The sequence below is a fragment of the Hydrogenophaga sp. PAMC20947 genome, from assembly GCF_004795855.1.
Classification (GTDB): Bacteria; Pseudomonadota; Gammaproteobacteria; order Burkholderiales; family Burkholderiaceae_C; genus Hydrogenophaga.
On record NZ_CP039252.1, the window covers coordinates 217,511 to 241,110 of the forward strand.

General features: G+C 61.1%; 20 protein-coding genes. 3 read left to right on the top strand and 17 right to left on the bottom strand.

Annotation, left to right across the window (positions count from 1 at the left end; genetic code table 11):
- Positions 1-25 precede the first annotated feature (25 nt).
- The 17 genes from trpA to E5678_RS01060 form a co-directional block, all read right to left on the bottom strand.
- Positions 26-835 (bottom strand): tryptophan synthase subunit alpha, encoded by an 810-nt coding sequence (gene trpA, locus E5678_RS00980; protein ID WP_136176802.1) that lies wholly within the window; start codon positions 833-835, stop codon positions 26-28.
- Positions 832-2,121, bottom strand: a complete 1,290-nt coding sequence (trpB, locus tag E5678_RS00985; protein ID WP_136176803.1) for a tryptophan synthase subunit beta — start codon at positions 2,119-2,121, stop codon at positions 832-834. Before trpB ends, trpA begins: the two co-directional genes overlap by 4 nt.
- 45 nt (positions 2,122-2,166) lie before the next feature.
- The gene (locus tag E5678_RS00990) at positions 2,167-2,853 is read right to left on the bottom strand and encodes a phosphoribosylanthranilate isomerase (RefSeq protein ID WP_136176804.1); all 687 of its coding nucleotides are present in this window, start codon (positions 2,851-2,853) and stop codon (positions 2,167-2,169) included.
- Between the two features lie 48 nt (positions 2,854-2,901).
- Positions 2,902-3,723: a tRNA pseudouridine(38-40) synthase TruA gene (gene truA, locus E5678_RS00995; protein ID WP_247596871.1), complete on the bottom strand. Its 822-nt coding sequence runs from the start codon at positions 3,721-3,723 to the stop codon at positions 2,902-2,904.
- 47 nt (positions 3,724-3,770) lie between these two features.
- The gene (locus tag E5678_RS01000; protein ID WP_136176805.1) at positions 3,771-6,290 is read right to left on the bottom strand and encodes a FimV/HubP family polar landmark protein; all 2,520 of its coding nucleotides are present in this window, start codon (positions 6,288-6,290) and stop codon (positions 3,771-3,773) included.
- A 264-nt stretch (positions 6,291-6,554) separates the two neighbouring features.
- Complete coding sequence (gene asd, locus E5678_RS01005) at positions 6,555-7,688, bottom strand: aspartate-semialdehyde dehydrogenase (protein ID WP_136176806.1); 1,134 nt, start codon at positions 7,686-7,688, stop codon at positions 6,555-6,557.
- A 388-nt stretch (positions 7,689-8,076) separates the two neighbouring features.
- Positions 8,077-9,147 carry a 3-isopropylmalate dehydrogenase gene (gene leuB / locus E5678_RS01010; RefSeq protein ID WP_136176807.1) on the bottom strand — a complete coding sequence of 357 codons (1,071 nt, stop codon included), beginning with the start codon at positions 9,145-9,147 and terminating at the stop codon, positions 8,077-8,079.
- 132 nt (positions 9,148-9,279) lie between these two features.
- Complete coding sequence (leuD, locus tag E5678_RS01015; RefSeq protein ID WP_136176808.1) at positions 9,280-9,924, bottom strand: 3-isopropylmalate dehydratase small subunit; 645 nt, start codon at positions 9,922-9,924, stop codon at positions 9,280-9,282.
- A gap of 17 nt (positions 9,925-9,941) precedes the next feature.
- Positions 9,942-11,363, bottom strand: a complete 1,422-nt coding sequence (gene leuC, locus E5678_RS01020; protein ID WP_136176809.1) for a 3-isopropylmalate dehydratase large subunit — start codon at positions 11,361-11,363, stop codon at positions 9,942-9,944.
- Between the two features lie 30 nt (positions 11,364-11,393).
- Entirely contained in the window at positions 11,394-12,344 is a 951-nt protein-coding gene (locus E5678_RS01025; RefSeq protein ID WP_136176810.1) for a LysR family transcriptional regulator, read from the bottom strand.
- A gap of 160 nt (positions 12,345-12,504) precedes the next feature.
- Positions 12,505-13,806 carry a citrate synthase gene (locus E5678_RS01030; protein WP_136176811.1) on the bottom strand — a complete coding sequence of 434 codons (1,302 nt, stop codon included), beginning with the start codon at positions 13,804-13,806 and terminating at the stop codon, positions 12,505-12,507.
- Between the two features lie 22 nt (positions 13,807-13,828).
- Positions 13,829-14,119, bottom strand: a complete 291-nt coding sequence (locus tag E5678_RS01035; RefSeq protein ID WP_210731964.1) for a succinate dehydrogenase assembly factor 2 — start codon at positions 14,117-14,119, stop codon at positions 13,829-13,831.
- Between the two features lie 19 nt (positions 14,120-14,138).
- Positions 14,139-14,843, bottom strand: a complete 705-nt coding sequence (locus E5678_RS01040) for a succinate dehydrogenase iron-sulfur subunit (protein WP_136176812.1) — start codon at positions 14,841-14,843, stop codon at positions 14,139-14,141.
- 118 nt (positions 14,844-14,961) lie between these two features.
- Positions 14,962-16,767, bottom strand: coding sequence for a succinate dehydrogenase flavoprotein subunit (gene sdhA / locus E5678_RS01045; RefSeq protein ID WP_136176813.1), 1,806 nt, complete (start codon positions 16,765-16,767; stop codon positions 14,962-14,964).
- 4 nt (positions 16,768-16,771) lie between these two features.
- A complete protein-coding gene (sdhD, locus tag E5678_RS01050; protein ID WP_136176814.1) occupies positions 16,772-17,137 on the bottom strand; it encodes a succinate dehydrogenase, hydrophobic membrane anchor protein in 366 nt (121 codons plus the stop codon).
- Positions 17,138-17,193: 56 nt separating this feature from the next.
- Positions 17,194-17,625 (bottom strand): succinate dehydrogenase, cytochrome b556 subunit, encoded by a 432-nt coding sequence (gene sdhC, locus E5678_RS01055; RefSeq protein ID WP_136176815.1) that lies wholly within the window; start codon positions 17,623-17,625, stop codon positions 17,194-17,196.
- Between the two features lie 168 nt (positions 17,626-17,793).
- The gene (locus E5678_RS01060; RefSeq protein ID WP_136176816.1) at positions 17,794-18,552 is read right to left on the bottom strand and encodes a GntR family transcriptional regulator; all 759 of its coding nucleotides are present in this window, start codon (positions 18,550-18,552) and stop codon (positions 17,794-17,796) included.
- 291 nt (positions 18,553-18,843) lie between these two features.
- Between E5678_RS01060 and E5678_RS01065 the strand changes: the two genes are divergently transcribed.
- From E5678_RS01065 to acnB, 3 genes are read left to right on the top strand one after another with little or no spacing between them, the layout of a single operon-like run.
- Entirely contained in the window at positions 18,844-19,830 is a 987-nt protein-coding gene (locus E5678_RS01065) for a malate dehydrogenase (RefSeq protein WP_136176817.1), read from the top strand.
- 19 nt (positions 19,831-19,849) lie between these two features.
- Positions 19,850-20,848: an aldolase/citrate lyase family protein gene (locus tag E5678_RS01070; protein WP_136176818.1), complete on the top strand. Its 999-nt coding sequence runs from the start codon at positions 19,850-19,852 to the stop codon at positions 20,846-20,848.
- Positions 20,849-20,887: 39 nt separating this feature from the next.
- A complete protein-coding gene (gene acnB / locus E5678_RS01075) occupies positions 20,888-23,488 on the top strand; it encodes a bifunctional aconitate hydratase 2/2-methylisocitrate dehydratase (protein ID WP_136176819.1) in 2,601 nt (866 codons plus the stop codon).
- The last annotated feature ends 112 nt before the right edge of the window (positions 23,489-23,600 follow it).

Genomic DNA, 23,600 nt, shown 5'->3' on the forward strand with positions numbered 1-23,600 from the left:
GTGTTTTCGGGGCGGGGTGGCGCGCTCAGGCGTCCAGCGCTTTCCGGATGGTGCGCAGGAAACTGGTGGCCACGGGAATCACCTTCTCGTAGGGCTCGTTGTCAATGAGCTGGATGATCTTGCTGCCGATCACCACTGCGTCAGCTGTCTTGCTGAGGGCTTTCGCGGTTTCTGCGTCGCGAATACCGAAGCCAACACCCACGGGCACGCTGACATGGCTTCGGATACGCGGAAGCATGGCTTCGACCTGTCCCACATCCAGCGTGCCGGCTCCGGTCACACCTTTCAGGGACACGTAGTACACGTAACCGCTGGCCACGCGGGCGACCTGCTGCATGCGCTCATCCGTGGATGTGGGCGCGAGCAGGAAAATCAGGTCCATGTTGTGGGCGCGCAGTGCTGTCGCAAATTCTTCGCACTCTTCCGGTGGATAGTCCACCACCAGTACCCCGTCGACGCCGGCGGCCGATGCATCACGCACAAAACTGCCTTCGCCACGCTTCTGGTCGTAGCGCTCGATCGGGTTCGCGTAGCCCATGAGTACCACGGGCGTGGTGGTGTTGCCTTCTCGAAATTTCTTCACCATGGCGATGACCTGGGTCAGGCCAATGCCCAGCGCCAAGGCACGGTCCCCGGCTTTCTGGATCACGGGGCCGTCGGCGGATGGATCGGAGAAGGGTACGCCCAGCTCGATCACATCGGCTCCGCCCTCAACCATGCCATGCATGAGGTCGGGCGTGATGGTGGCGAAGGGAAAGCCAGCCGTGACGAACGGAATCAGCGCTGTGCGGTTTTGCGCCTTGAGGGCGCTCATGGTGATTTCAATGCGGCTCATTTGGACACTTTCACAACCACAGGCTCACTGCTGCCCTTGACAGACTGCCCTTTGCAGCTGGGTCGGCAATAAAAATCGGCTTTGGAAAGATCAGCGACGGTGCCGATATCCTTGTCGCCCCGCCCGGAGAGGTTGACCAGCAGGGACTGATCGGGGCGCATGGTTTTCGCCAGTTTCATGGCATACGCCACCGCATGGCTGGATTCCAGCGCAGGGATGATGCCCTCGGTGCGGCACAGGTAGTGGAAGGCTTCCAGCGCTTCGGTATCGGTGATGCCCACGTATTCGGCACGACCGATGTCCTTGAGGAAGGCGTGTTCCGGGCCGACACCCGGGTAATCCAGCCCGGCGCTCACACTGTGGGTTTCCGTGACCTGGCCGTTGTCGTCCTGCAGCACGTAGGTGCGGTTGCCGTGCAAGACACCTGGGCTGCCCTTTTGCAAAGAGGCCGAGTGCTTGCCGCTTTCCAGGCCTTCGCCTGCGGCCTCAACACCGATCAGTCGGGTGGCCGCATGGTTGATATAGGGGTAGAAAATGCCCATCGCATTGGACCCGCCTCCGACGCAAGCAATCACGGCATCGGGTTGCTCGCTGGTGCAGCCGGCGGCCTGGAGCATTTCCGGCATTTGCACCAGGCACTCATCGCCGATGACACGCTGGAAGTCGCGCACCATCATGGGATAGGGGTGTGGGCCAGCCACGGTGCCGATGATGTAGAAGGTGTTGTCGACGTTGGCCACCCAATCGCGCATGGCCTCATTCAGAGCGTCTTTGAGAGTTTTGCTGCCACTTTCAACCGGTACCACTGTGGCGCCCAGCAGTTTCATGCGGTAGACGTTGGGGCTTTGACGCTTGATGTCTTCGCTGCCCATGTAAACCACACACTCCAGCCCATAGCGGGCACAAATCGTGGCGGTGGCCACACCGTGCTGACCGGCCCCCGTCTCCGCAATGATCCGTGGCTTGCCCATGCGTTTGGCGAGCATGGCCTGGCCGATGGTGTTGTTGATTTTGTGCGCACCGGTGTGATTCAGATCTTCGCGCTTGAGGAAAATCTGTGCGCCTCCTTGCTCATGGCTCATGCGCGCGGCATGGTAAACCGGGCTGGGGCGGCCCACGAAGTGGGCGAGCTCGTTTTTGAACTCAGCGACGAAGTCGGGGTCGTCCTGGTATTTGGCGTAAGCGTCTTTCAGCTCGTTGATGGCATGCGTGAGGGTTTCGCTCACGAAACTGCCGCCGTAAATGCCGAAATGGCCGCGGGCGTCGGGTTGTTGGTATTCAGACATGGAGAGGGGGATTCCGGTGGGTCCGCCTGCGTTGCGCAAAGCGCGTCAGGTCGGACGGGAGAGGGATGCGTCGGCCGCTCGAACGGCGGCGACAAACCGATGGATCTTCTCAGGGTCTTTGATGCCTTTGGACACCTCGACCCCGGAACTCACATCAACGGCCCAGGGCCGCACACGCGAGATACCATCGATCGCGTTGGCTGCGTCGAGTCCACCAGACAAGACGAGGCGAGAGCCGGCGTTTAGAAGCGGGTGTGACCAAGGGAATGCTGTCCAGTCAAAAGATTGGCCTCCGCCGCCGTACCCGTCCACATGGGCATCCAGCAAAATTGCCTGGGCGGTCGCGAAGTCTTGGGCGTATTTTAGAAGATCGAAGCCCGCCCCGGCTGTCCCGGTGGGAATTCGTGCCGCCCGAAGGTAGGGACGGGCGGAAGCCAGGCAGTCTGCAGGGCTTTCGTCACCGTGAAATTGCAACAGCGCCAGAGGGACCGCAGCGACTGCCTTTGCGATGAATTCAGGACTGGCATTGACGAACAGCAGCACCGGGGTCACGAAAGCAGGCAGGCGCGCGGCCAACGCTGCCGCACGCTCGGGCGAGACAAACCGCGGGCTTTTGGGGTACAGCACAAAACCCACGGCATCGGCGCCAGCTTGCACAACAGCGTCGACATCGGCTTCGCGTGTCAGGCCGCAAATTTTGATACGGGTTCGGTGGGGATTCACATAGTCCATGGGGCAGTCATCGAGAACGTGGCGTCAGGGGGGTGACGCAAATACCGCTCATGGTAACCAGTCGAAACCCGGTGTGCGGTCGGGCAAACCGAAAGCCGCATCGTAGGTGGGGCCCAGAAAATACAGGCCATCGGGCGAGAAGGTGGGCGCAGCTGCGTCCCGGCTGCGGGCCTCCAGGACTTCAGCCATCCAGCCGGTCGGGCGTTGGCCTGTGCCGATCGCGATCAAGCACCCCATGATGTTGCGGATCATGTGGTGCAGGAAGGCGCTGGCTTCAAATTCAAAGCGCCAGTAGGCTCCTCGTCGGGAAACTTCTGCGCGCAGCAAATGCTTGATTGGGGAGTGGGCTTGGCATTGTGAAGCGCGGAAAGAGGAAAAATCATGTTCCCCCAGCAAGGTTTGAGCGGCCTTTTGCATGGGTTCGAGTTGCATGGGGCGAAACACCCAGCCCACCTTGCCTGCATCCACACTGGGTCGCACGGGGGACTCCAGTAGCACGTAGGCGTATCGGCGAGACTGCGCGCTGCCACGAGCGTGAAAGCTCGTGGGCACGTCGCGCGCCCATTGCACGGCGATATCGTCGGGCAAGTAGCGGTTGGTGCCTCGCATCCAGGCCATCGTTTCCCGCTGCAGAGGCACATCAAAGTGCACGACCTGCATCAAACCGTGGACGCCCGCATCGGTGCGCCCGGCACACAACGTGGTCACCGAAGGCAGATCGGTGAACAGGGCCAGAGCCTTCTCAAGCTTGTCTTGCACGGTCAATCCGCTGGCCTGACTCTGCCAGCCTTGATAGGAGGATCCGTTGTAGCTGACGCCCAGCGCACAACGGAAAACGCCCGCTGGCGTGTGGTCCAGGCGGGCGTTCAAGGCGGAGCGCGATTCTGCGGGCAATGCGCTCGTCAGGCCGGAGGAAATCAAGCCAGGTCTGCGAGGAACGTGCTGGCTTTGTTCTTGAGTGAACCAGAAGCCTCTGCCAGCACTTCTTCTGCCAGGGACCGAGCGCCTTCCATGTCGCCGATAGCGCGAAATTCCTCGGCCAGGGAGAGTTTGGTCTCCAGCGGGTTTTCTGCGCTGAGGGCGCCCGGCTCGGTCGTGAGCGATTCGTCGCCGTTGAGATCGAGTTCGATGTTGCTCAGGTCAAATGCCATGAGTTCCGGGCTGGGCGTGTCTGCAGCGGCCGTCGAGTCGAGTTCAGATGCAACATCAAAGTCGAAATCGGGCAAAACCTCGCTCTCGTTGAAGGTCGGGCTGGGCTCGAACGTGGCATCGGCGTCCAAGGGCATCGGCTCCGAGGGGAAGTCGAGGTCAAAGTTCATGGACTTGGAGTTGGGGCTGTCCGATGTCTCAGCCGTTGCTGCGGTCAGCACATCGGTTTGCTCCAGGTCGTCCAGGCGCGAAACAGGTGATGGGCGGCTTGGCATCTCAAGTGGCACGGGCGCAGAGGCCTCTTCCAGTGTGACGTCCAGATCGAGATCCAGATCCAGATCGCCATCGGGGCTGGATGTGGAGGTTGGAGCGAGCGTGCTGTTGCTGAAAGGGAGGGTGTTGGCGCCACCGGCCACAGTTGAACTTGTTGCGCCTGCTTTTTCCGGAGGGCGACCTCCGGGTTGGTACAGCGGGTTGCTTGGATCCAGCTCTTTGCCCAGCTCACAGGCATGGGCCCATTCTTCGCCCGTGCCTTGTGTCAGGCCGAAAGCTTCGGTGGCCACGACCTCAAAGGCTTTGGCGTCGCGCCGCTTGGCGTAAATTTCCAACAATTTGTTGTGGATTGCCACGCGGGTTGGCGCGCTGCGCATGGCCTCTTTGAGGATCTCTTCGGCCTGCAGATCTCGACCGTAGGCCAAATACACGTCTGCTTCGGCAACTGGGTCGACATCACCGGCAGCGTCAAGCTGGCTGGGTGAATAAACCATGGACGATCCCGAGGCAGAGGCTTCAGCCGTGTCAATGCGTTGACCACCGCTGGAGCCAAAGAACGAATCGGGTTGGAGGCGGCTTTCCAGGAATGAGCTGTCGACGCCAGCCCCCTTCTTGCGTTGCCGCATGCGGTAAATGCCCAAGCCGGCCAGCAGGGCCAGTAGGCCACCAGCCACCGGCAGCATCAGTGGGTTCTCCATCAGCTGTTCCACGAAGGAAGGCTCTTCCGGCGCAGGGGCAGGCACAGGAATCGGCGCTGGAGGTGGGGGCGTGACCTCGGCTGGCTCCACTGCCGGTGCTGCGGGTGTCTCGGTTGCGGCGGCAGGTTCTGCGCCTTCTGTTGCGACGGGAGCGGCCGCGACCACAGTGGCTGCGGTGTCCGCAGGGGCCGTGGCCGCTGCAGTGGCAGCAGCAGGGGCTGCTGCTCCCGTGGTCGCACCCAGTTTGGCCAGATCATCAATGTTGCGCGACAGCTCAGCTGCACGTGATGACGCCTCGTTGGCGCGCCGTTCCTGAGCAATTTTGTCTTCGGCCGTGGTTTGGCCAGGGGCCGCACCCTTGGAAACCGTCAACTTGTCCTGGACGGGCGTTGCCGGTTTGGGTTCTTGCACTTCAGCCTGAACCTTGCCGCTGGCTTCCCGGTCTGCTGCCGCAATCGATGCTTCAGGCACTTCTCCGGCCAGGCGACGGCGGAACTCGTTGAAATCCCGGCTCTGGGCAGAAATGATCTGGCGCGCTTCCTGTGTATCCACGGCCGACGCGGCCGCTTGGTTGGGGAGCTCGAGCACGGCACCCGCCTTCACGCGGTTGACGTTGCCCTGGATGAACGCTTTGGGATTGCTGCGCAGCATGGCGACCAGCATCTGGTCCAGCGATATGTTGGCAGGCAGGTTGTCGGCGGCGATGCGCCCAGCGGTGTCGCCCGATTTGACACGGACTCGGCTGGACTCAATAGTCTCTTTCGCGGGCGCCGGGGCTTGTACGGGTGCCGCGGCTGAGGCAGGTGCCCGTGCTGCCGATGCGGGCGCCGCAGCAGGCTTGGCTGCCGGTGATTGCTTCGGAGCCAACGTCGGGGCCGTGGGGGCCACTGCCGCAGCCAAAGGTGCGGGAGCGGCGGGTCGGAGGTTGGGGGGATCGAAGAGCAGGGTGTAGTCGCGGACGATGCGACCGGACGCCCAGTTGGCTTCGAGGATCATGTCCATGAAGGGTTCACCGACAGGCCGATTGCCCACCAGCGTGAGGTAGGCACGTCCGTCGGGTCGCCGTTGCAAAGCGATCTGCACGCCGGCCAAGGCCGCGTTGAGGTCCATGCCGGCCGCCCTGAAGGCTTCAAGCGGCGCAAGTCCCACTTTGAGCGAGTCAGCTTCCTCTTTGCTGATTTCCAGCACCTCTACCTCAGCCCGAAGGGGTTCACCCAGCGGAGATTTGACGGTCATGCGACCAAGCGCCAACGCTTGTGCGTCGGTGGCCTGGAACAAGCCGGTACACAGCAGGGCCGCTGCTGCGACCGCGTGCATCCGCGCGAGGCCTCTTAAACCCGTGTCCCTCACTTGAGAAGGGGTCGAGCTGGGATGGGTTTGGCAAGTGGAAATTGGCACGTAGACCTCGACGTAAAAAACCGAGAATTGACCTTAACATCAACGCGTTACAGTGACAAGCTGAGAACTCGCTTGAGTTTTCAACACCCTGTTCAAATGGCCCGCAAGGCCCCGACCCGTTGCGGGTTTACAACGAGCCGGGTGTCTGGTCAGCGGTACACAGCAAGTGCACCGCCGGCGCGATTATGCGTCGAGAAGTATGCGCAACATACGGCGAAGTGGCTCAGCGGCACCCCACAGCAGCTGATCGCCGATGGTGAAGGCACCGACATACTCGGGGCCCATGGCCAATTTGCGCACGCGGCCCACGGGAATGGTCATGGTGCCGGTCACGGCCACGGGGGTCAGATCCTTGACCGTGGCCTCGCGTGTGTTGGGCACGACCTTGGCCCATGGGTTGTCTGCTGCGATCATGGCTTCTATATCGGCCACTGGCACATCCTTCTTGAGCTTGAAGGTCAGTGCCTGGCTGTGGCATCGCATCGCGCCCACACGCACGCAGAAACCATCCACCGGAATCGGCGCCGAGCCAAAGGCTTCGCCCAGCCCCAAGATCTTGTTGGTCTCGGCCATGGCCTTCCACTCTTCTTTGGACATGCCGTCGCCGAGGTCTTTGTCGATCCAGGGGATCAACGAGCCACCCAGGGGCACACCAAAGTTGGCCGTCTCAGCAGCAGACAGGCCGCGTTGCTTGGCGATCACCTTGCGGTCAATCTCCAGGATGGCGCTTTTGGGGTCGTCCAGCAGGGCTTTGACTTCGGCGTTCAGCGTGCCGTATTGGGTGAGCAACTCGCGCATGTGCTGCGCGCCACCGCCGGAAGCCGCCTGGTAGGTCTGGGTGGACATCCACTCCACCAGCCCGGCTTTGTACAACGCGCCCACGCCCATCAACATGCAGCTCACCGTGCAGTTGCCTCCAACCCAGTTTTTGCCGCCGTTGGCCATTGCGTCCTTGATCACGGGCAGGTTGACTGGATCGAGCACGATCACGGCGTCGTTTTCCATGCGCAGCGTGGAGGCCGCGTCGACCCAGTGGCCAGTCCAGCCTGCGGCGCGCAGTTTGGGGAAAACATCCGAGGTGTAGTCACCGCCTTGGGCGGTGATGATGATGTCGCAACGCTTCAGTGCATCGATGTTGAATGCATCTTGCAATGTGGTTTCGTTTTTGGCCATGGCCGGGGCTTTGCCGCCAGCGTTGGAAGTGGAGAAGAAGAGGGGCTCGATCAGGTCGAAGTCTTTCTCTTCGATCATGCGGTCCATCAGCACGGAGCCGACCATACCGCGCCAGCCGACCAACCCTACCAATTTGTTACTCATATCAAACGCCCTTTCAGTTTAAGAAAAAAACAGGCCAGACCCGGCTGTTTTGCCCCGACTCGTCTGGCCGGGGAGGGGCGCACGACGAACCGGAGCTGTGTCAGCCCTTAATGGTGGTCGTGGTCTTAATGGAGATTGCGCGCTCAGCCGTCCCGGCCGTGTTGGCGGGGATGGTGGTGTTCAGGTTGAACGAATGGGCGGCAAACATGGTTTTAGATTGTAGCGGACGCGGACTTGTGGGTGGCTTACAAGGCGGGGTCGGCAGGGACACTGGCTGTACGGCAGGTTGGTCGTTTGGCAAGTCGTTGGTGAGCGGGGGGGTTGCAAATAACAATGGCAACCCGAACAGGCTGCCATTGTTGCTGACGGAGGGCGTTCGCTCAGGCCATCAAGCCAATGCCTGGACCACTGCGTCGCCCATTTGCGCGGTGCCTACCTTGGTGGTGCCTTCGCTGTAGATGTCCGGCGTGCGCAAGCCCTGGGTCAACACAGTTTGCACGGCCGCTTCGATGCGCAGAGCAGCGGCTTCCTGGTTGAGGCTGAAACGCAACATCATGGCGGCGCTCAGGATGGTGGCCAGAGGGTTGGCCACGCCTTTGCCGGCGATGTCGGGCGCGCTGCCGTGGCTCGGCTCGTAGAGGCCTTGACCTTTGCTGTTCAAACTGGCCGAAGGCAGCATGCCGATGGAGCCGGTGAGCATGGAGGCTTCGTCGCTCAGGATGTCGCCGAACATGTTGCCGGTGACGACCACGTCAAATGCTTTGGGCGCTTTGACGAGTTGCATGGCGGCGTTGTCCACGTACATGTGTTGGAGTTCCACATCGGGGTACTCGGCGTGCACTTCGGTGACCACGTCTTTCCAGAACTGGAAGGTTTCCAGCACGTTGGCTTTGTCGACGCTGGTGACCTTTTTGTTGCGCTTGCGCGCGGCCTGGAAGGCGACGTGGGCGATGCGCTCGATTTCCGGCTTGGAGTAGCGCATGGTGTCGAAGGCTTCCTCGGCACCTGGGAAATGCCCATCGGTGGCGATGCGGCGACCGCGGGGCTGTCCAAAGTAGATGTCACCTGTCAGCTCGCGGATGATGAGGATGTCCAGGCCCGCAATCAGCTCGGGTTTGAGGCTGGAGGCGTTGACCAGTTGCTCGTAGCAAATGGCGGGGCGGAAGTTGGCGAACAGACCCAGCTCTTTGCGCAGGCCGAGGATGGCTTGCTCAGGACGCAGGGGGCGGTCGAGCTTGTCGTACTTCCAGTCGCCCACGGCGCCGAACAGGATGGCGTCGGATTCTTTGGCGAGCTTGAGCGTGGCTGGAGGCAGCGGATGGCCGTGGGCATCATAGGCAGCGCCGCCGACAAGGGCCGACTCCATTTCGAATTTGAGACCGAGCGCGTCGAGCACTTTGACGGCTTCGGCGACGATTTCGGTGCCGATGCCGTCACCGGGGAGAACTGCGATTTTCATGATTTTTTGGGCGTTTGTGAGGAGGTTTCAGAATCGATGGCTTTTACCAAGGTTGCCGTGGGACCGGCTTTGCCGGACCACCAGCAACGCCCCCTTGAAGGGGTGACGCGCTGAAAGCGCTGCGCAGGGGTGTTACATCGAATGCGCGAGCCAAGGCTTCTTGGCCAGTCGCTCTGTTTCAAACGCGGCGATCTTGTCCTTGTGCTTCAGGGTAAGGCCGATATCGTCCAGGCCGTTGAGCAGGCAGTACTTGCGGAAGGTTTCTACTTCAAAAGGAATTTCTTCGCCCTGGGCTTTGATGATCAGTTGGCGTTCCAGATCGATGGTGAGCTGGTAGCCGGGGAAGGCGGCGACTTCGTCGAAGAGTTGAGCCACCTGGGCTTCAGGCAAGACGATGGGCAGGATGCCGTTCTTGAAGCAGTTGTTGAAGAAAATATCGGCGTAACTCGGCGCGATCAGCGCGCGAAAGCCGTATTGCTCGATGGCCCAGGGCGCATGTTCGCGGCTGGAGCCGCAGCCGAAGTTTTTGCGGGCCAGCAAGACCGAAGCCCCCGCGTAGCGTGGCTGGTTGAGTACGAAATCGGGATTGGGCTTGCGCTTCGTGATGTCTTCGCCGGGCTCGCCTTTGTCGAGGTAGCGCCATGCGTCAAACAGGTTGGGGCCGAAACCGGTCTTGCGAATGGACTTCAGAAACTGCTTGGGAATGATGGCGTCGGTGTCGACGTTTTCGCGGTCCATGGGGGCGACCACGCCCTTGATGGTGGTGAACTTGTTCATGTTGGGTTTTCCTTCGTTCAGACGAACTGGCGCACGTCAACAAAATGGCCGTGCACAGCGGCGGCGGCGGCCATGGCGGGCGAGACGAGGTGGGTGCGACCACCCGCGCCTTGGCGGCCTTCGAAGTTTCGGTTGCTGGTGGAGGCGCAGCGCTCGCCGGGTTCCAGCCTGTCGGCGTTCATGGCCAGGCACATGGAACAACCAGGTTCCCGCCATTCAAAACCAGCGGCTTTGAAAATTTCGTGCAAGCCTTCACGCTCGGCCTGTTCTTTCACCAAGCCCGAGCCGGGAACGACCATGGCCAGCTTCACGTTCTTGGCCACCTTCTGCCCCAGCTTTTTCACGATGGCCGCGGCCTCGCGCATGTCTTCGATGCGGCTGTTGGTGCAGGACCCGATGAACACCTTGTCGACAAAAATGTCGTTGAGGGCTTTGCCGGGTTCCAGCGCCATATAGGTGAGCGCGCGTTCGATGGCGCTGCGCTTGTTGCTGTCCTTTTCTTTTTCAGGATCGGGTACGCGGGCATCGACCCCCAGGACCATTTCGGGCGAGGTGCCCCAGGTGACCTGCGGCACGATCTGGCCCGCGTCAAGTTCAACAACGGCATCGAATTGGGCGTCGGGATCCGACTGCAATCCCTTCCAGTAAGCCACGGCCTGGTCCCACTCCACGCCGGTGGGTGAGAGGGGACGACCTTTGACATATTCAATGGTCTTTTCGTCCACCGCCACCAACCCGGCACGAGCGCCGCCTTCGATGGCCATGTTGCAGACCGTCATGCGGCCTTCGATGGACAGGGCGCGGATGGCGCTGCCGCCGAATTCGATGGTGTAACCGGTGCCGCCGGCGGTGCCGATTTTGCCGATGATGGCGAGCACGATGTCTTTGGCGGTCACGCCTTTGGCGAGCTGGCCGTCGACCTTGATCAACATGTTCTTGGCTTTTTTGGCCAAGAGCGTTTGCGTGGCCATGACATGCTCGACTTCGCTGGTGCCGATGCCGTGAGCCAGTGCGCCGAAAGCGCCGTGGGTGGAGGTGTGGCTGTCGCCGCAGACCACGGTCATGCCGGGCAGGGTGGCGCCGTTCTCGGGCCCGATCACGTGCACGATGCCCTGGCGCTTGGACATGAAGGGGAAAAACGCCGCAGCGCCAAACTCGGCGATGTTTTTGTCCAGCGTGATGATCTGTTCTTTGCTGACGGGATCGGTGATGCCGTCGTAGCCCAGCTCCCAGCCCGTGGTGGGCGTGTTGTGGTCTGCGGTGGCAACGATGGAGCTCACGCGCCAGACTTTGCGACCTGCCTCGCGCAGGCCTTCGAAGGCTTGCGGGCTGGTCACTTCGTGAACCAGGTGGCGATCGATGTAGAGCACCGATGTGCCGTCTTCTTCGGTGTGGACGACGTGTTCGTCCCAGATCTTGTCGTAAAGGGTGCGTCCCATGGTGTTGGTTCCTTTGAGGTTGCGGAGATTCTAGGGGGATGGAGTGGCTGCTGTGCTTTGGCCGGCCTGTTCGCTCAAGTGGCTCACCAGCAGGCGGGCGGTAACGGGCAGCGAGGAAAAATCGCGGGCAATCAGATTGATCTGGCGATGGGCCCATGCGTCGCTCAGCGGCACACAAACCAGATCGCCCACACCGTGCATGAGCTCGAATGCGCGTTGCGGCATGAGTCCGACGCCCAGTCCGTTGTGGATCATGCGGCACATGGCGTCCAGCCCAGTCACGCGGATGCGGAGGCGAATGCCTTTGCCAACTGCGGCAGCCGCAGCGTGCATGGCGAGAGAGATGGAGCTGTTGGCATGCAGGCCCACCTGATCCCATTCCAGGCTGTCAGAGAAGGCGATTGTCTGGCGATCGGCCAGCGGGTGATGGCGGGGAACCACGAGAGCGAGTTGGTCCTGGCGGTAGGGGAGCGTTTGCAAACCGGTGGTTTGACCCGCAGCGCCCGTGTGGCAGATGCCCAGGTCGGCGGCGCCTTCGTGAACCGCGCGAAGTACTTCGTTGGAGAGATGTTCTTCCAGATCGATCTTGATTTGCTCATGAGCGCGAATGAAGGTGCCCAGGTCTTCCGGCAGGAATTGCACGATGGCGGAGATGTTGGCGTGCACCCGCACATGGCCGCGCACGCCATCGGCGTATTCGGAGAGTTCACCCTGCATCTTGTCGAGGCTGAACAGCACCGAGCGGGCGTGGTGCAGCAAACTTTGGCCGGCCGGCGTTGGCGTCGCGCCACGGGCCGTGCGGTAGAGCAGGCTACTGCCCACGGTGGATTCGAGATCGGAGAGGCGTTTGCTCACCGCCGAAGTTGCCAGGAATTCTTGCTCAGCGGCCTTGCCGATGCTGCCACGCTCGCACACCGCCACAAAGAGCTGTAGCGAGGTGAGGTCGATGCGGCGGGTGAAACTGCGATCAGGTGCGTTCATGGGGGGCTCATCGTGTTTGGCGATGAGTTGGCTATTCTCGCCCTTGTAAGTGGATTTGTCCTTCGTGTTTCGCGATGGCCGTAGCCGTCAAAAGAAAACCCGCCTGGCAAATGCCAGACGGGTTTTGAGCCGTGGTTGCGATCAGCTGATCGCAGAACGATCAGCGGGGCTTGACGTCGCGGCGCTCGGAGCCGGTGAACAGCTGGCGTGGGCGGCCGATTTTGTACTCAGGGTCGCCGATCATTTCGTTGAGCTGGGCGATCCAGCCCACGGTGCGGGCCAAGGCGAACACGCCGGTGAACAAGTTCACTGGAATGCCGATGGCGCGTTGCACGATGCCGGAGTAGAAGTCGACGTTGGGGTAGAGCTTGCGGGAGACGAAGTAGTCGTCTTCCAGAGCGATCTTTTCCAGAGCCTTGGCGAGCTTGAACAGCGGATCGTTTTCCAGACCGAGTTCTTCCAGCACTTCATCGCAGGTTTCCTGCATGAGCTTGGCGCGGGGATCGTAGTTTTTGTAGACGCGGTGACCAAAACCCATCAGCTTGACGCCGGAATTCTTGTCTTTCACCTTCTCCATGAACTCGCCCACTTTGGACAAGCCGCCTTGTGCCTGGATGTCTTCCAGCATGTTGAGACAGGCTTCGTTGGCGCCGCCGTGTGCGGGGCCCCACAGGCAAGCAACGCCAGCAGAGATGGCAGCGAATGGATTGGTGCCGGAGGAGGCACACAGACGCACCGTTGAGGTGGACGCGTTTTGCTCGTGGTCGGCGTGCAAGATGAAGATGCGGTCCAGCGCGCGTTCAATCACGGGATTGACCACGTATTCTTCGCAAGGCGTGCCGAACATCATGCGCATGAAGTTGCCGGCGTAGCTGAGATTGTTCTGCGGGTACATGTAGGGCTGGCCCACCTTGTACTTGTAAGCCATGGCCACGAGCGTGGGCATTTTGGCAATCAGGCGGATGGCCGCGATTTCGCGGTGTTCCGGATTGTTGATGTCGGTGCTGTCGTGGTAGAAGGCCGACATGCCGCCGACCAGACCGGTCAGGATGGCCATGGGGTGGGCATCACGGCGGAAGCCACGCAGGAAAAACTGCATCTGCTCGTTGACCATGGTGTGCTGGGCCACCAGCTTGTGGAAGTCAGCGGCTTCATTGGCATCGGGCAGGTCGCCCTTGAGCAGCAAATAGCAGGTGTCGAGGTAGTCGCAATGTGTGGCGAGCTGCTCGATCGGGTAGCCGCGGTACAGCAACTCACCTTTGTCGCCATCGATGTAGGTAATGGCCGACTGGCAGGCGGCTGTTGAAAGGAAGCCGGGATCGTAGGTGAACATGCCGGTCTGGGCGTACAGCTTGCGGATGTCGACCACATCGGGGCCAATGCTGCCCGAGTACACCGGCATATCGACGCTGGGGCTGCCATTGGAGAATGACAGAGTGGCTTTGTTGTCTGCGAGTTTCATGCGGGTTCCTTTAAAGGAGGTCTTATTGGGGAAGTCGGGCTGCGCGCAGCATGCCCAACACGTGCGTGATGTCTGCTTGGGCCAGTTCGTCCAGGGGTTGTTTTCTGCCGAGCAACAGATCCAGCAGGTCGTTGTCGGACAGATCCATTAAAACCCCCAGAGCTTCGGCTTGCCTGACGGTCAAGCTAGAAGCATGCCTGGCAAAAAACTTCTCGATGAACAGATCGTTTTCGAGCAGTCCACGACGGCAGCGCCAGCGCAGCTTGCTCAAGGCGCGTTCGTCGAGCAGGGCGTCACTGGTGATGGCGTTCATGGTGATCTTTGTGCTGCACTCAAATAGAGCGCATCACCATCATTTCTTTGATTTTGCCGATGGCTTTGGTGGGGTTGAGTCCCTTGGGGCACACATCGACACAGTTCATGATGGTGTGGCAACGGAAGAGGCGGTAAGGGTCTTCAAGGTTGTCCAGGCGCTCGCTCGTGGCCTGATCCCGGCTGTCAGCAATGAAGCGATAGGCCTGCAGCAAGCCGGCGGGCCCAACGAACTTGTCGGGATTCCACCAGAAGCTGGGGCAGGCGGTGGAGCAGCTGGCGCACAGAATGCACTCGTACAGGCCGTTGAGCTCGTCGCGCTCTTCCGGGCTTTGCAGGCGCTCGGTGCGGGGCGGTGGATCGTTGTTGATCAGGTAGGGTTTGATGCTGTTGTATTGCTTGAAGAACAGCGTCATGTCCACGATCAGGTCGCGCACCACCGGCAGGCCGGGCAGGGGCTTGAGTGTGATCACGCCAGGCAGCGTATTCATATTGGTCAAGCAGGCCAGACCATTTTTGCCGTTGATGTTCATGGCGTCCGAGCCGCAAACGCCTTCACGGCACGAGCGGCGGAACGAGATGGAGGGGTCGACCTTCTTGAGTTTGCCGAGGGCGTCAAGCAGCATGCGTTCGTCGCCATCGAGTTCAACCTCGATGGTTTGCATGTACGGCTTGGCGTCTTTTTCCGGGTCGTAGCGGTAGATCTTGAATGTGCGAAGTGCCATGGTGTGATCCTGCAATAGGTGAACGGCTGGGCGTTTTTGCTCAAGGGCGCCGCGGAACTGGCTTTGCCAGGCCACTAGCGCCGCCCCTTGAGGGGTGCGCCGCGGGCGCGCGGGGTGTTTAAAAAGTTCTAACCTTCGGGGGCACCGACTCTACGGTCAGAGGCTTCAGATTGACTGGCTTGTAGGACAGGCTGTTGCTCGCGCTGTCCCACAAGGTGTGTTTCATCCACTCTTTGTCGTTGCGACCCAGCGGGAACTCGGCATCGTCGGCCGGGCGCTCGTAGTCGTTTACCGTGTGGGCGCCACGGCATTCTTTGCGGGCTGCGGCCGACGTCATGGTGGCTTGGGCGGCTTCCATCAGGTTGTCGACTTCCAGCGCTTCAATGCGCGCGGTGTTGAACACCTTGGATTTGTCTTTCAACGTGATATTGGCCACGCGCTCACGCAGGGCGTTGATCTTGACCACGCCTTCGTCCAGGATGGCCTGGGTGCGGAACACGCCCGCGTGCTGTTGCATCGCGGCGCGCATGTCGTTGGCCACGTCTTGCGCGTATTCGCCGTCGGTCGAGTTGTCCAGGCGAGCCAGGCGAGCCAGGGTTTTGTCGGCGGCGTCGGTGGGCAGCGGCTTGTGGTTGACGGCTTTGTCGTTGTGTTCAACGATATGGTTGCCGGCCGCGCGGCCAAACACGAGCAGGTCGAGCAGCGAGTTGGTGCCCAGGCGGTTGGCGCCGTGCACGCTCACGCAAGCGCACTCACCCACGGCGTAGAGGCCGTTGACGACTTTTTGGGCACCCTGGCCGTCAGGGGCGACGACCTGGCCATTGATGTTGGTGGGAATACCACCCATCTGGTAGTGGATGGTGGGCACCACAGGAATGGGCTCGCGGGTGATGTCGACGTTGGCGAAGTTGACGCCAATCTCATACACCGATGGCAGGCGCTTGTGAATGGTGTCGGCACCCAGGTGATCCAGCTTCATGAAGATGTAGTCTTTGTTGGGACCACAGCCACGGCCTTCCTTGATTTCCTGGTCCATGCAGCGCGACACAAAATCGCGCGGCGCCAGGTCTTTCAAGGTGGGCGCGTAACGCTCCATGAAGCGCTCGCCTTCGCTGTTGAGCAGAATGGCGCCTTCGCCGCGGCAGCCCTCGGTCAGCAACACGCCCGCGCCAGCCACGCCGGTGGGGTGAAATTGCCAGAACTCCATGTCTTGCAGCGGGAGGCCAGCGCGGGCGGCCATGCCCAGGCCGTCGCCGGTGTTGATGAAGGCGTTGGTGGACGCACCAAAGATGCGGCCTGCGCCGCCGGTGGCTAGCAAGGTTTGCTTGGCTTCCAGTATGTAGGTTTCGCCGGTTTCCATTTCCAGCGCGGTCACGCCCAACACGTCGCCATCGGCGTCGCGAATCAGGTCAAGCGCCATCCATTCCACGAAGAACGTGGTCTTGGCTTCAACGTTTTGCTGGTACAGCGTGTGCAGCATGGCGTGGCCGGTGCGGTCGGCTGCGGCGCAGGCGCGTTGCACGGGCTTTTCGCCGTAATTGGCGGTGTGGCCGCCAAAGGGGCGCTGGTAAATCGTGCCGTCGGGATTGCGGTCGAACGGCATGCCGAAGTGTTCCAGCTCGTACACCACTTTCGGCGCTTCACGGCACATGAATTCGATGGCGTCTTGGTCGCCCAGCCAGTCGGAACCCTTGATGGTGTCGTAAAAATGGTAGTGCCAGTTGTCTTCGCTCATGTTGCCCAGCGACGCGGACACACCACCTTGCGCGGCAACCGTGTGCGAGCGGGTGGGGAACACCTTGGACAATACGGCCACTTTCAGGCCGGCACGGGCGAGTTGCAGCGAGGCGCGCATGCCGGAGCCGCCGGCACCAATGATCACGACGTCAAATTGACGCTTGGGGAGATTTGCGGTTGCGGTCATGACTTCAGAGTCTCCAGAGAACTTGAACGGCCCAGCCCAGGCAGGCGGCGAGCCAGACGATGGTGAAAACGTGCAGCACGAGGCGGATACCTGCTGGCTTGACGTAGTCCATCCAGATGTTCCGCATGCCGACCCAGACGTGGTAAGCCAGTGCCACGAAGACGGCAAAGGTGAGGGTTTTCATCCACTGGCTGGCGAAGAGGCCAGCCCAGGATTCGTAGCCGATCGGCCCCGCCGTGAAGACCACCTTGGCGATCACGATCAGGGTGAGCGCCGTCATCAGCACGGCGGTGACGCGCTGGGCCAGCCAGTCGCGAGTGCCGTAGTGGGCGCCGGAGACGACGCGCTTGGTTCCGTAATTGGCGGGCATGGTTTATTCCTTTTTTGGTATCAAGTTGGGGTCAGGGCTAAAGGGCTGACCCACCATCAATAAAGATTAAACAACTTGGCGCCCAGCACGAGGGTCAGCCCGATGCTCAGGACCAGTGTCACGATGGCAGTTGATTTACCGAACTCTTTCGTGACCTTGTGGGTGGCGTCCATGTAGACGTGGCGCACACCTGCGATCAGGTGGTGTACGTACGCCCAGATGATGGCCAGCACCACCAGCTTGAACAACCAGCCAGGCACGAATCCCAGGCCAACTGAAAACGCTGCGGTGAACCGGTCGAACGAGATCTCGGAAGACACAGAAGTGTCGAACAGCCAGACGATGAGCGGCAGCAGCAGAAACATCAGCGCGCCGCTGGCACGGTGCAGGATCGAAACCCACGCCGCCGGTGTCATGCGGTAGGTGGTGAGGTCCTTGAAGGCGTTGATGTTGCGGAACTCAGGCCGCTTTTTGGTCATCTCGGTCATGTGATGGGGCTTTCTTCCGAAGTGGAGTCTTGAGGGAGAACGGATGTAACGCGCTGGTAACTCATGCGAGCGGATCGCAAATTCTATTGCAACGCAGCATACCGGAGCCTGACAGGCTGGCGGTGACGAGGGGTTTTGGGTGATTTGAGGCCAGGGACTTGACGTGCATCAGCTCAATTCGTTGTGGTAGTGCCGCAATTCGGTGAGGTACAGACCCCGACGCAGCTCCATGGGCACATCGTTGTAGGTGTACGCGAGCCGCTCGACGCTGAGCAGTGGATGGCCTTGTTTGATGGCGAGCAGTTCGGCGGTCGGGGCGTCGGCGATCACGGCCTTGAGTTTTTCCGTGGCTCGGACCATGCGCACGCCGAACTGGGTTTCAAACAGGGCATACATCGGCCCCTTGTCTTCGGCCAAGGTCTCCAGGGTCAGGCCTTTGAAAGCGGTTCCCGGCAGCCACAGGTCTTCAAGGATGGCCGGTGTGCCACCGAAGGCCAGCACACGGCGCACTTGCAGGACGGCATCGCCCGTGCGCAGGCCCAGCTGGCGGGCCACATCGGCCGGGGCGCGCAAGCGGCGGCACTCAACAATGCGGCGCTCAGCCGGACCCTGGCCTTCGAGCGTGCCGCTGTCGGGGAGCAGGCGCAAGAATCGGTACTGGATGTGTTGCGCGGCATGGGTTGCGACAAACGTGCCTTTGCCTTGTCGGCGCACCAGCAGGTTGTCGGTGGCGAGCTCGTCCACAGCTTTGCGTACCGTGCCCTGGCTGACCCGGAAGCGTGCGGCCAGGTCAAATTCGCTGGGGATCATGTCGCCTGGTTTCCACTCGCCAGCCTGCAGGCTGCGCAAGATCAGGGTTTTGATCTGCTGGTACAGCGGGCTGAACGCGGGCGTCGTCGGCCCCTGGCCGGCGGCAGTGTCGACCACGCTTTCGACCGCGCCGCGGGCGGCGAGTGCGGTGGCTTCGGAGGGGGGGGGGTGTGGGCAGCCATGGATTGGTCCCGAGAGAGTGGCTCATAGAGTCGGCGGCTCGGGTCGTGAATCATATCTTATATAAGACATAAGACAAATTGACGTTTCAGGGTTTGCCCGGGTACACTCAAGGGCTGAGCATGGACCATCCCCTGCAGGCCTGCCTGCTTGGTCTTTGGCCCACGTCACCCGACGCTTTCGTCTCAAGTCGTCCCCCATTGTTTGTCTTTTTCAGGAGTTTTCACCATGAGCAAGAAGCCTGTTCGCGTTGCCGTCACTGGCGCCGCCGGTCAAATCGGTTACGCCCTGTTGTTCCGCATCGCCTCGGGCGAAATGCTGGGTAAAGACCAGCCTGTGATCCTGCAATTGCTGGAAGTGCCGGTTGACGGTCCCCAGAAGGCGCTCAAGGGCGTGATGATGGAATTGGAAGATTGCGCCTTCCCTCTGCTGGTCGGTATGGAAGCCCACAGCGATCCGATGACCGCTTTCAAAGACACCGATTACGCCCTGTTGGTCGGTTCCATGCCCCGCAAAGCCGGCATGGAGCGCGCCGAGTTGCTGGCCATCAACGGCCAGATCTTCACGGCCCAGGGCAAAGCCTTGAACGCCGTGGCCTCGCGCAATGTCAAGGTGCTGGTGGTGGGCAACCCTGCCAACACCAACGCCTACATCGCCATGAAGAGCGCACCGGATCTGAATCCCAACAACTTCACCGCCATGCTGCGCCTGGATCACAACCGTGCCGCCAGCCAGATTGCCGCCAAAACGGGCAAGCCCGTTTCTGCCATCAAAAAACTGGCTGTCTGGGGCAACCACTCGCCCACCATGTACGCCGATTACCGCTTCGCCACCATCGATGGCGCTTCGGTCAAGGACATGATCAACGATCAAGACTGGAACGCCAACGTGTTCCTGCCCACCGTGGGCAAGCGCGGCGCAGCCATCATTGAAGCGCGTGGCCTGTCTTCGGCCGCATCGGCCGCCAATGCGGCCATCGATCACATGCGCGACTGGGCCTTGGGCACCAAGGGCGAGTGGGTCACCATGGGCATTCCTTCGCAAGGCTGGTACGGCATTCCGAAAGACACCATGTTTGGCTTCCCCGTGACGTGTGAAAACGGCGAGTACACGGTTGTCGAAGGCCTGGAAATCGATGCTTTCTCGCAAGAATGCATCAACAAGACCCTGGCCGAGCTTGAAGGCGAAAAAGACGGCGTCAAGCACTTGCTGTAATTGGCGGACTGACGCATTGATGAAACCGCATCCCGCTCAGATACTGCTTGGTGCCCAGGCCGGCGCGTTCGCGCTGCCGGTCTGCGACCACTACAGCGGTGTTGAAGCTCGGATGCGCAAGAGCCTGCAATTGCAGGCAGAGATGAGCGCCGAATTCGGCGCTTGTGTTTTTGATGTCACGCTCGATTGTGAAGACGGGGCCCCTGTGGGCGGTGAAGCCGAGCATGCAACGCTGGTGACCGAGCTTGCGTTGGGGGCTGCGCCGCGGGCGCGCGTGGCGGTGCGTGTGCACCCGGTCGACCATGCATCGTTTGATGCCGAGGTGGCCGCCATTGCAGGCCAAGCCGGCCACCGTCTGTGCCATTTGATGGTGCCCAAGGTGGAGTCGGTTGCCGATGTGCATCGGGCCGTTTCTGCCATGGACGCCGCGGGTGCAACCCAGTTGCCGCTGCACGTGTTGATCGAGTCGCCGGCTGCGGTGCACCGCGCCTTCGAAATCGCGGCCCATCCCCGTGTGCAGAGCCTCAGCTTTGGCTTGATGGATTTTGTGTCCTCCCATGGCGGCGCGATTCCAGCGGAAGGCATGGGGCTCGCCGGGCAGTTTGCCCATCCGCTTGTGCTGCGGGCCAAAATGGAGATTGCATCGGCTTGTCATGCGTTTGGCAAAGTGCCTTCGCACAATGTCGTGACCGAGTTCAAGGACTCGGCGGCGTTGGCGACAGCGGCCCGCAAGGCGTCCCATGAGCTGGGCTACACCCGTATGTGGAGCATTCATCCAGATCAGATTCGGCCCATTCTCGCGGCCTTTTCGCCCAGCGATGCAGCGGTGCACACCGCCGCCGAGATTGTGGAGCGCGCCGCGGCGGCCGATTGGGCGCCGGTGTCTCATGAGGGCCGCTTGCACGACAGGGCCAGTTACCGCTACTACTGGCAAGTGCTGGAGCGTGCTCACCAGACGGGGCGTCGTTTGCCCGACTCGGTGGTGCATTGGTTTGCTTCCCCAGCCGCCACTTCCTGAATTCAGTTTCCGTTCCCTCCCATTTTTCTGGAGAAAACCATGTCCAACTTCCTCACCGACTACCGCGCCCATGTGGCCGAACGCGCTGCGCTGGGTATTCCGCCGCTGGCGCTCGATGCCAAGCAAGTGGCTGCGCTGATCGAGCTGATCAAGAACCCGCCCGCAGGCGAAGACGCCTTCCTGATGGATTTGCTGACACACCGCGTGCCACCGGGTGTGGATGACGCGGCCAAAGTCAAGGCCAGCTTCCTGGCCGCTGTGGCCCACGAAGACGAAAAAGTCGCCTTGATCTCCAAGACCAAGGCGACCGAGTTGCTGGGCACGATGGTGGGCGGATTCAACGTGCACCCATTGATCGAGCTGCTCGACGACGCTGAAGTCGCGAGCGTGGCCGCCGAAGGCTTGAAGAAAACCCTGTTGATGTTTGACTTCTTCAACGATGTGGCCGAGAAAGCCAAATCGGGCAACGCCAAGGCCAAAGAAGTGATGCAGAGCTGGGCTGACGGCGAGTGGTTCACCACCCGCCCTGAAGTCGAGAAAAAAATCACCGTAACGGTGTTCAAGGTGCCAGGCGAAACCAACACCGACGATTTGTCGCCAGCGCCTGATGCCACGACGCGCCCGGACATTCCGATGCACTACCTGGCCATGCTCAAGAACACCCGTTCTGACGCGGCGTTCAAGCCCGAGGAAGACGGCAAGCGCGGCCCCATGCAGTTCATTGAAGACCTGAAGGCCAAGGGCAATCTCGTGGCCTATGTGGGCGACGTGGTCGGTACCGGTTCTTCGCGCAAATCGGCCACCAACTCGGTGATCTGGGCCACAGGCCAGGACATTCCTTACGTGCCCAACAAGCGTTTTGGTGGTGTGACCCTGGGCGGCAAAATCGCGCCCATCTTCTTCAATACGCAAGAAGACTCTGGCGCCTTGCCCATCGAAGTGGACGTGACCAAGCTGGAAATGGGCGACGTCGTTGACGTGATGCCCTACGACGGCAAAATTCTGAAAAACGGCGAAACCATGGCCGAGTTCAAGTTGAAGAGCGATGTGCTGTTTGACGAAGTGCGGGCTGGCGGCCGCATCAACCTGATCATTGGCCGTGCGCTCACCGCCAAGGCGCGCGAGTTTCTGGCGCTGCCCGTCTCCACGCTGTTCCGCCTGCCGACGCCTCCGAAAGAAACCAAGGCCGGCTTCACGCTGGCGCAAAAAATGGTCGGCCGCGCTGTGGGTTTGCCCGAAGGCCAGGGCGTGCGCCCTGGTACCTACTGCGAGCCAAAGATGACCACCGTGGGTTCGCAGGACACCACCGGCCCCATGACCCGCGACGAGCTGAAAGACTTGGCCTGCCTGGGCTTCAGTGCCGATCTGGTGATGCAGTCGTTTTGCCACACGGCGGCCTATCCCAAGCCGGTTGACGTGAAAACCCACCGCGAACTGCCTGCCTTCATCAGCAGCCGCGGCGGCGTGGCCTTGCGTCCTGGCGATGGCGTGATCCACTCGTGGCTCAACCGCCTGCTGTTGCCCGACACCGTGGGCACCGGTGGCGACAGCCACACCCGGTTCCCCATCGGTATCAGCTTCCCGGCCGGCTCTGGCCTGGTCGCTTTCGGTGCAGCCACCGGCGTGATGCCGCTGGACATGCCTGAGTCGGTGCTGGTGCGCTTCAAGGGCAAAATGCAGCCCGGCGTGACCTTGCGCGATCTGGTGCACGCGATTCCGTTGTACGGCATCAAGGCCGGTTTGCTGACCGTGGCCAAGGCGGGCAAGATCAATGAGTTCTCGGGCCGTATCCTGGAAATCGAAGGTCTGCCAGACCTCAAGGTAGAGCAGGCATTTGAGTTGTCCGATGCGTCGGCCGAGCGCTCTGCCGCTGGCTGCACCATCAAGCTCAACCCCGCGCCGATCAAGGAATACCTCACCAGCAACATCGTGCTGATGAAAAACATGATCGCCAACGGTTATGCCGACGCACGCACCCTGCAGCGCCGCATCGAAAAGGTCGAAGCCTGGCTGGCCAAGCCCGACTTGCTCGAAGCCGACAAAGACGCCGAGTATGCGCACGTCATCGAGATCGATATGGCAGACATCAAAGAGCCTATCCTCTGCTGCCCCAACGACCCGGACGATGCCAAGACGCTGTCTGAAGTGGCGGGCACCAAGATCGACGAAGCTTTCATCGGCTCTTGCATGACCAACATTGGGCACTTCCGGGCAGCTGCCAAGCTGCTCGGTGGCCAACGCGACATTCCTGTGAAGCTGTGGATTGCGCCGCCCACCAAGATGGACGAGAGCGAATTGGTCAAGGAAGGCCACTACGCGTCATTCGCCTCGGCGGGTGCTCGCACCGAAATGCCCGGCTGCTCGCTGTGTATGGGCAACCAGGCCCAAGTGCGTGAAGGCGCGACCGTGGTTTCGACCTCGACCCGCAACTTCCCGAACCGCCTGGGCAAAAACACGTTTGTGTACCTCGCCTCTGCCGAGTTGGCGGCCATTGCCTCCAAGCTGGGCCACATTCCCAGCGTGGCCGAATACCACGAAGCCATGGGCATCGTGAACAAGGACGGCGAAGCCATCTACAAGTACCTCAACTTCGATCAAATTGAAGAGTACGCGGACACCGCGAAGGGTGTAGCGGCGTAAGCGGCTCTCTCTCAAGGTAGATGAACTGGCCCTCGGTGCTTTGCAGCCCGAGGGTTTTTTCATGGGTGAGTCGGTAAATTTGAGCGTCACCGGGGGGGGGGGCACATCGGTG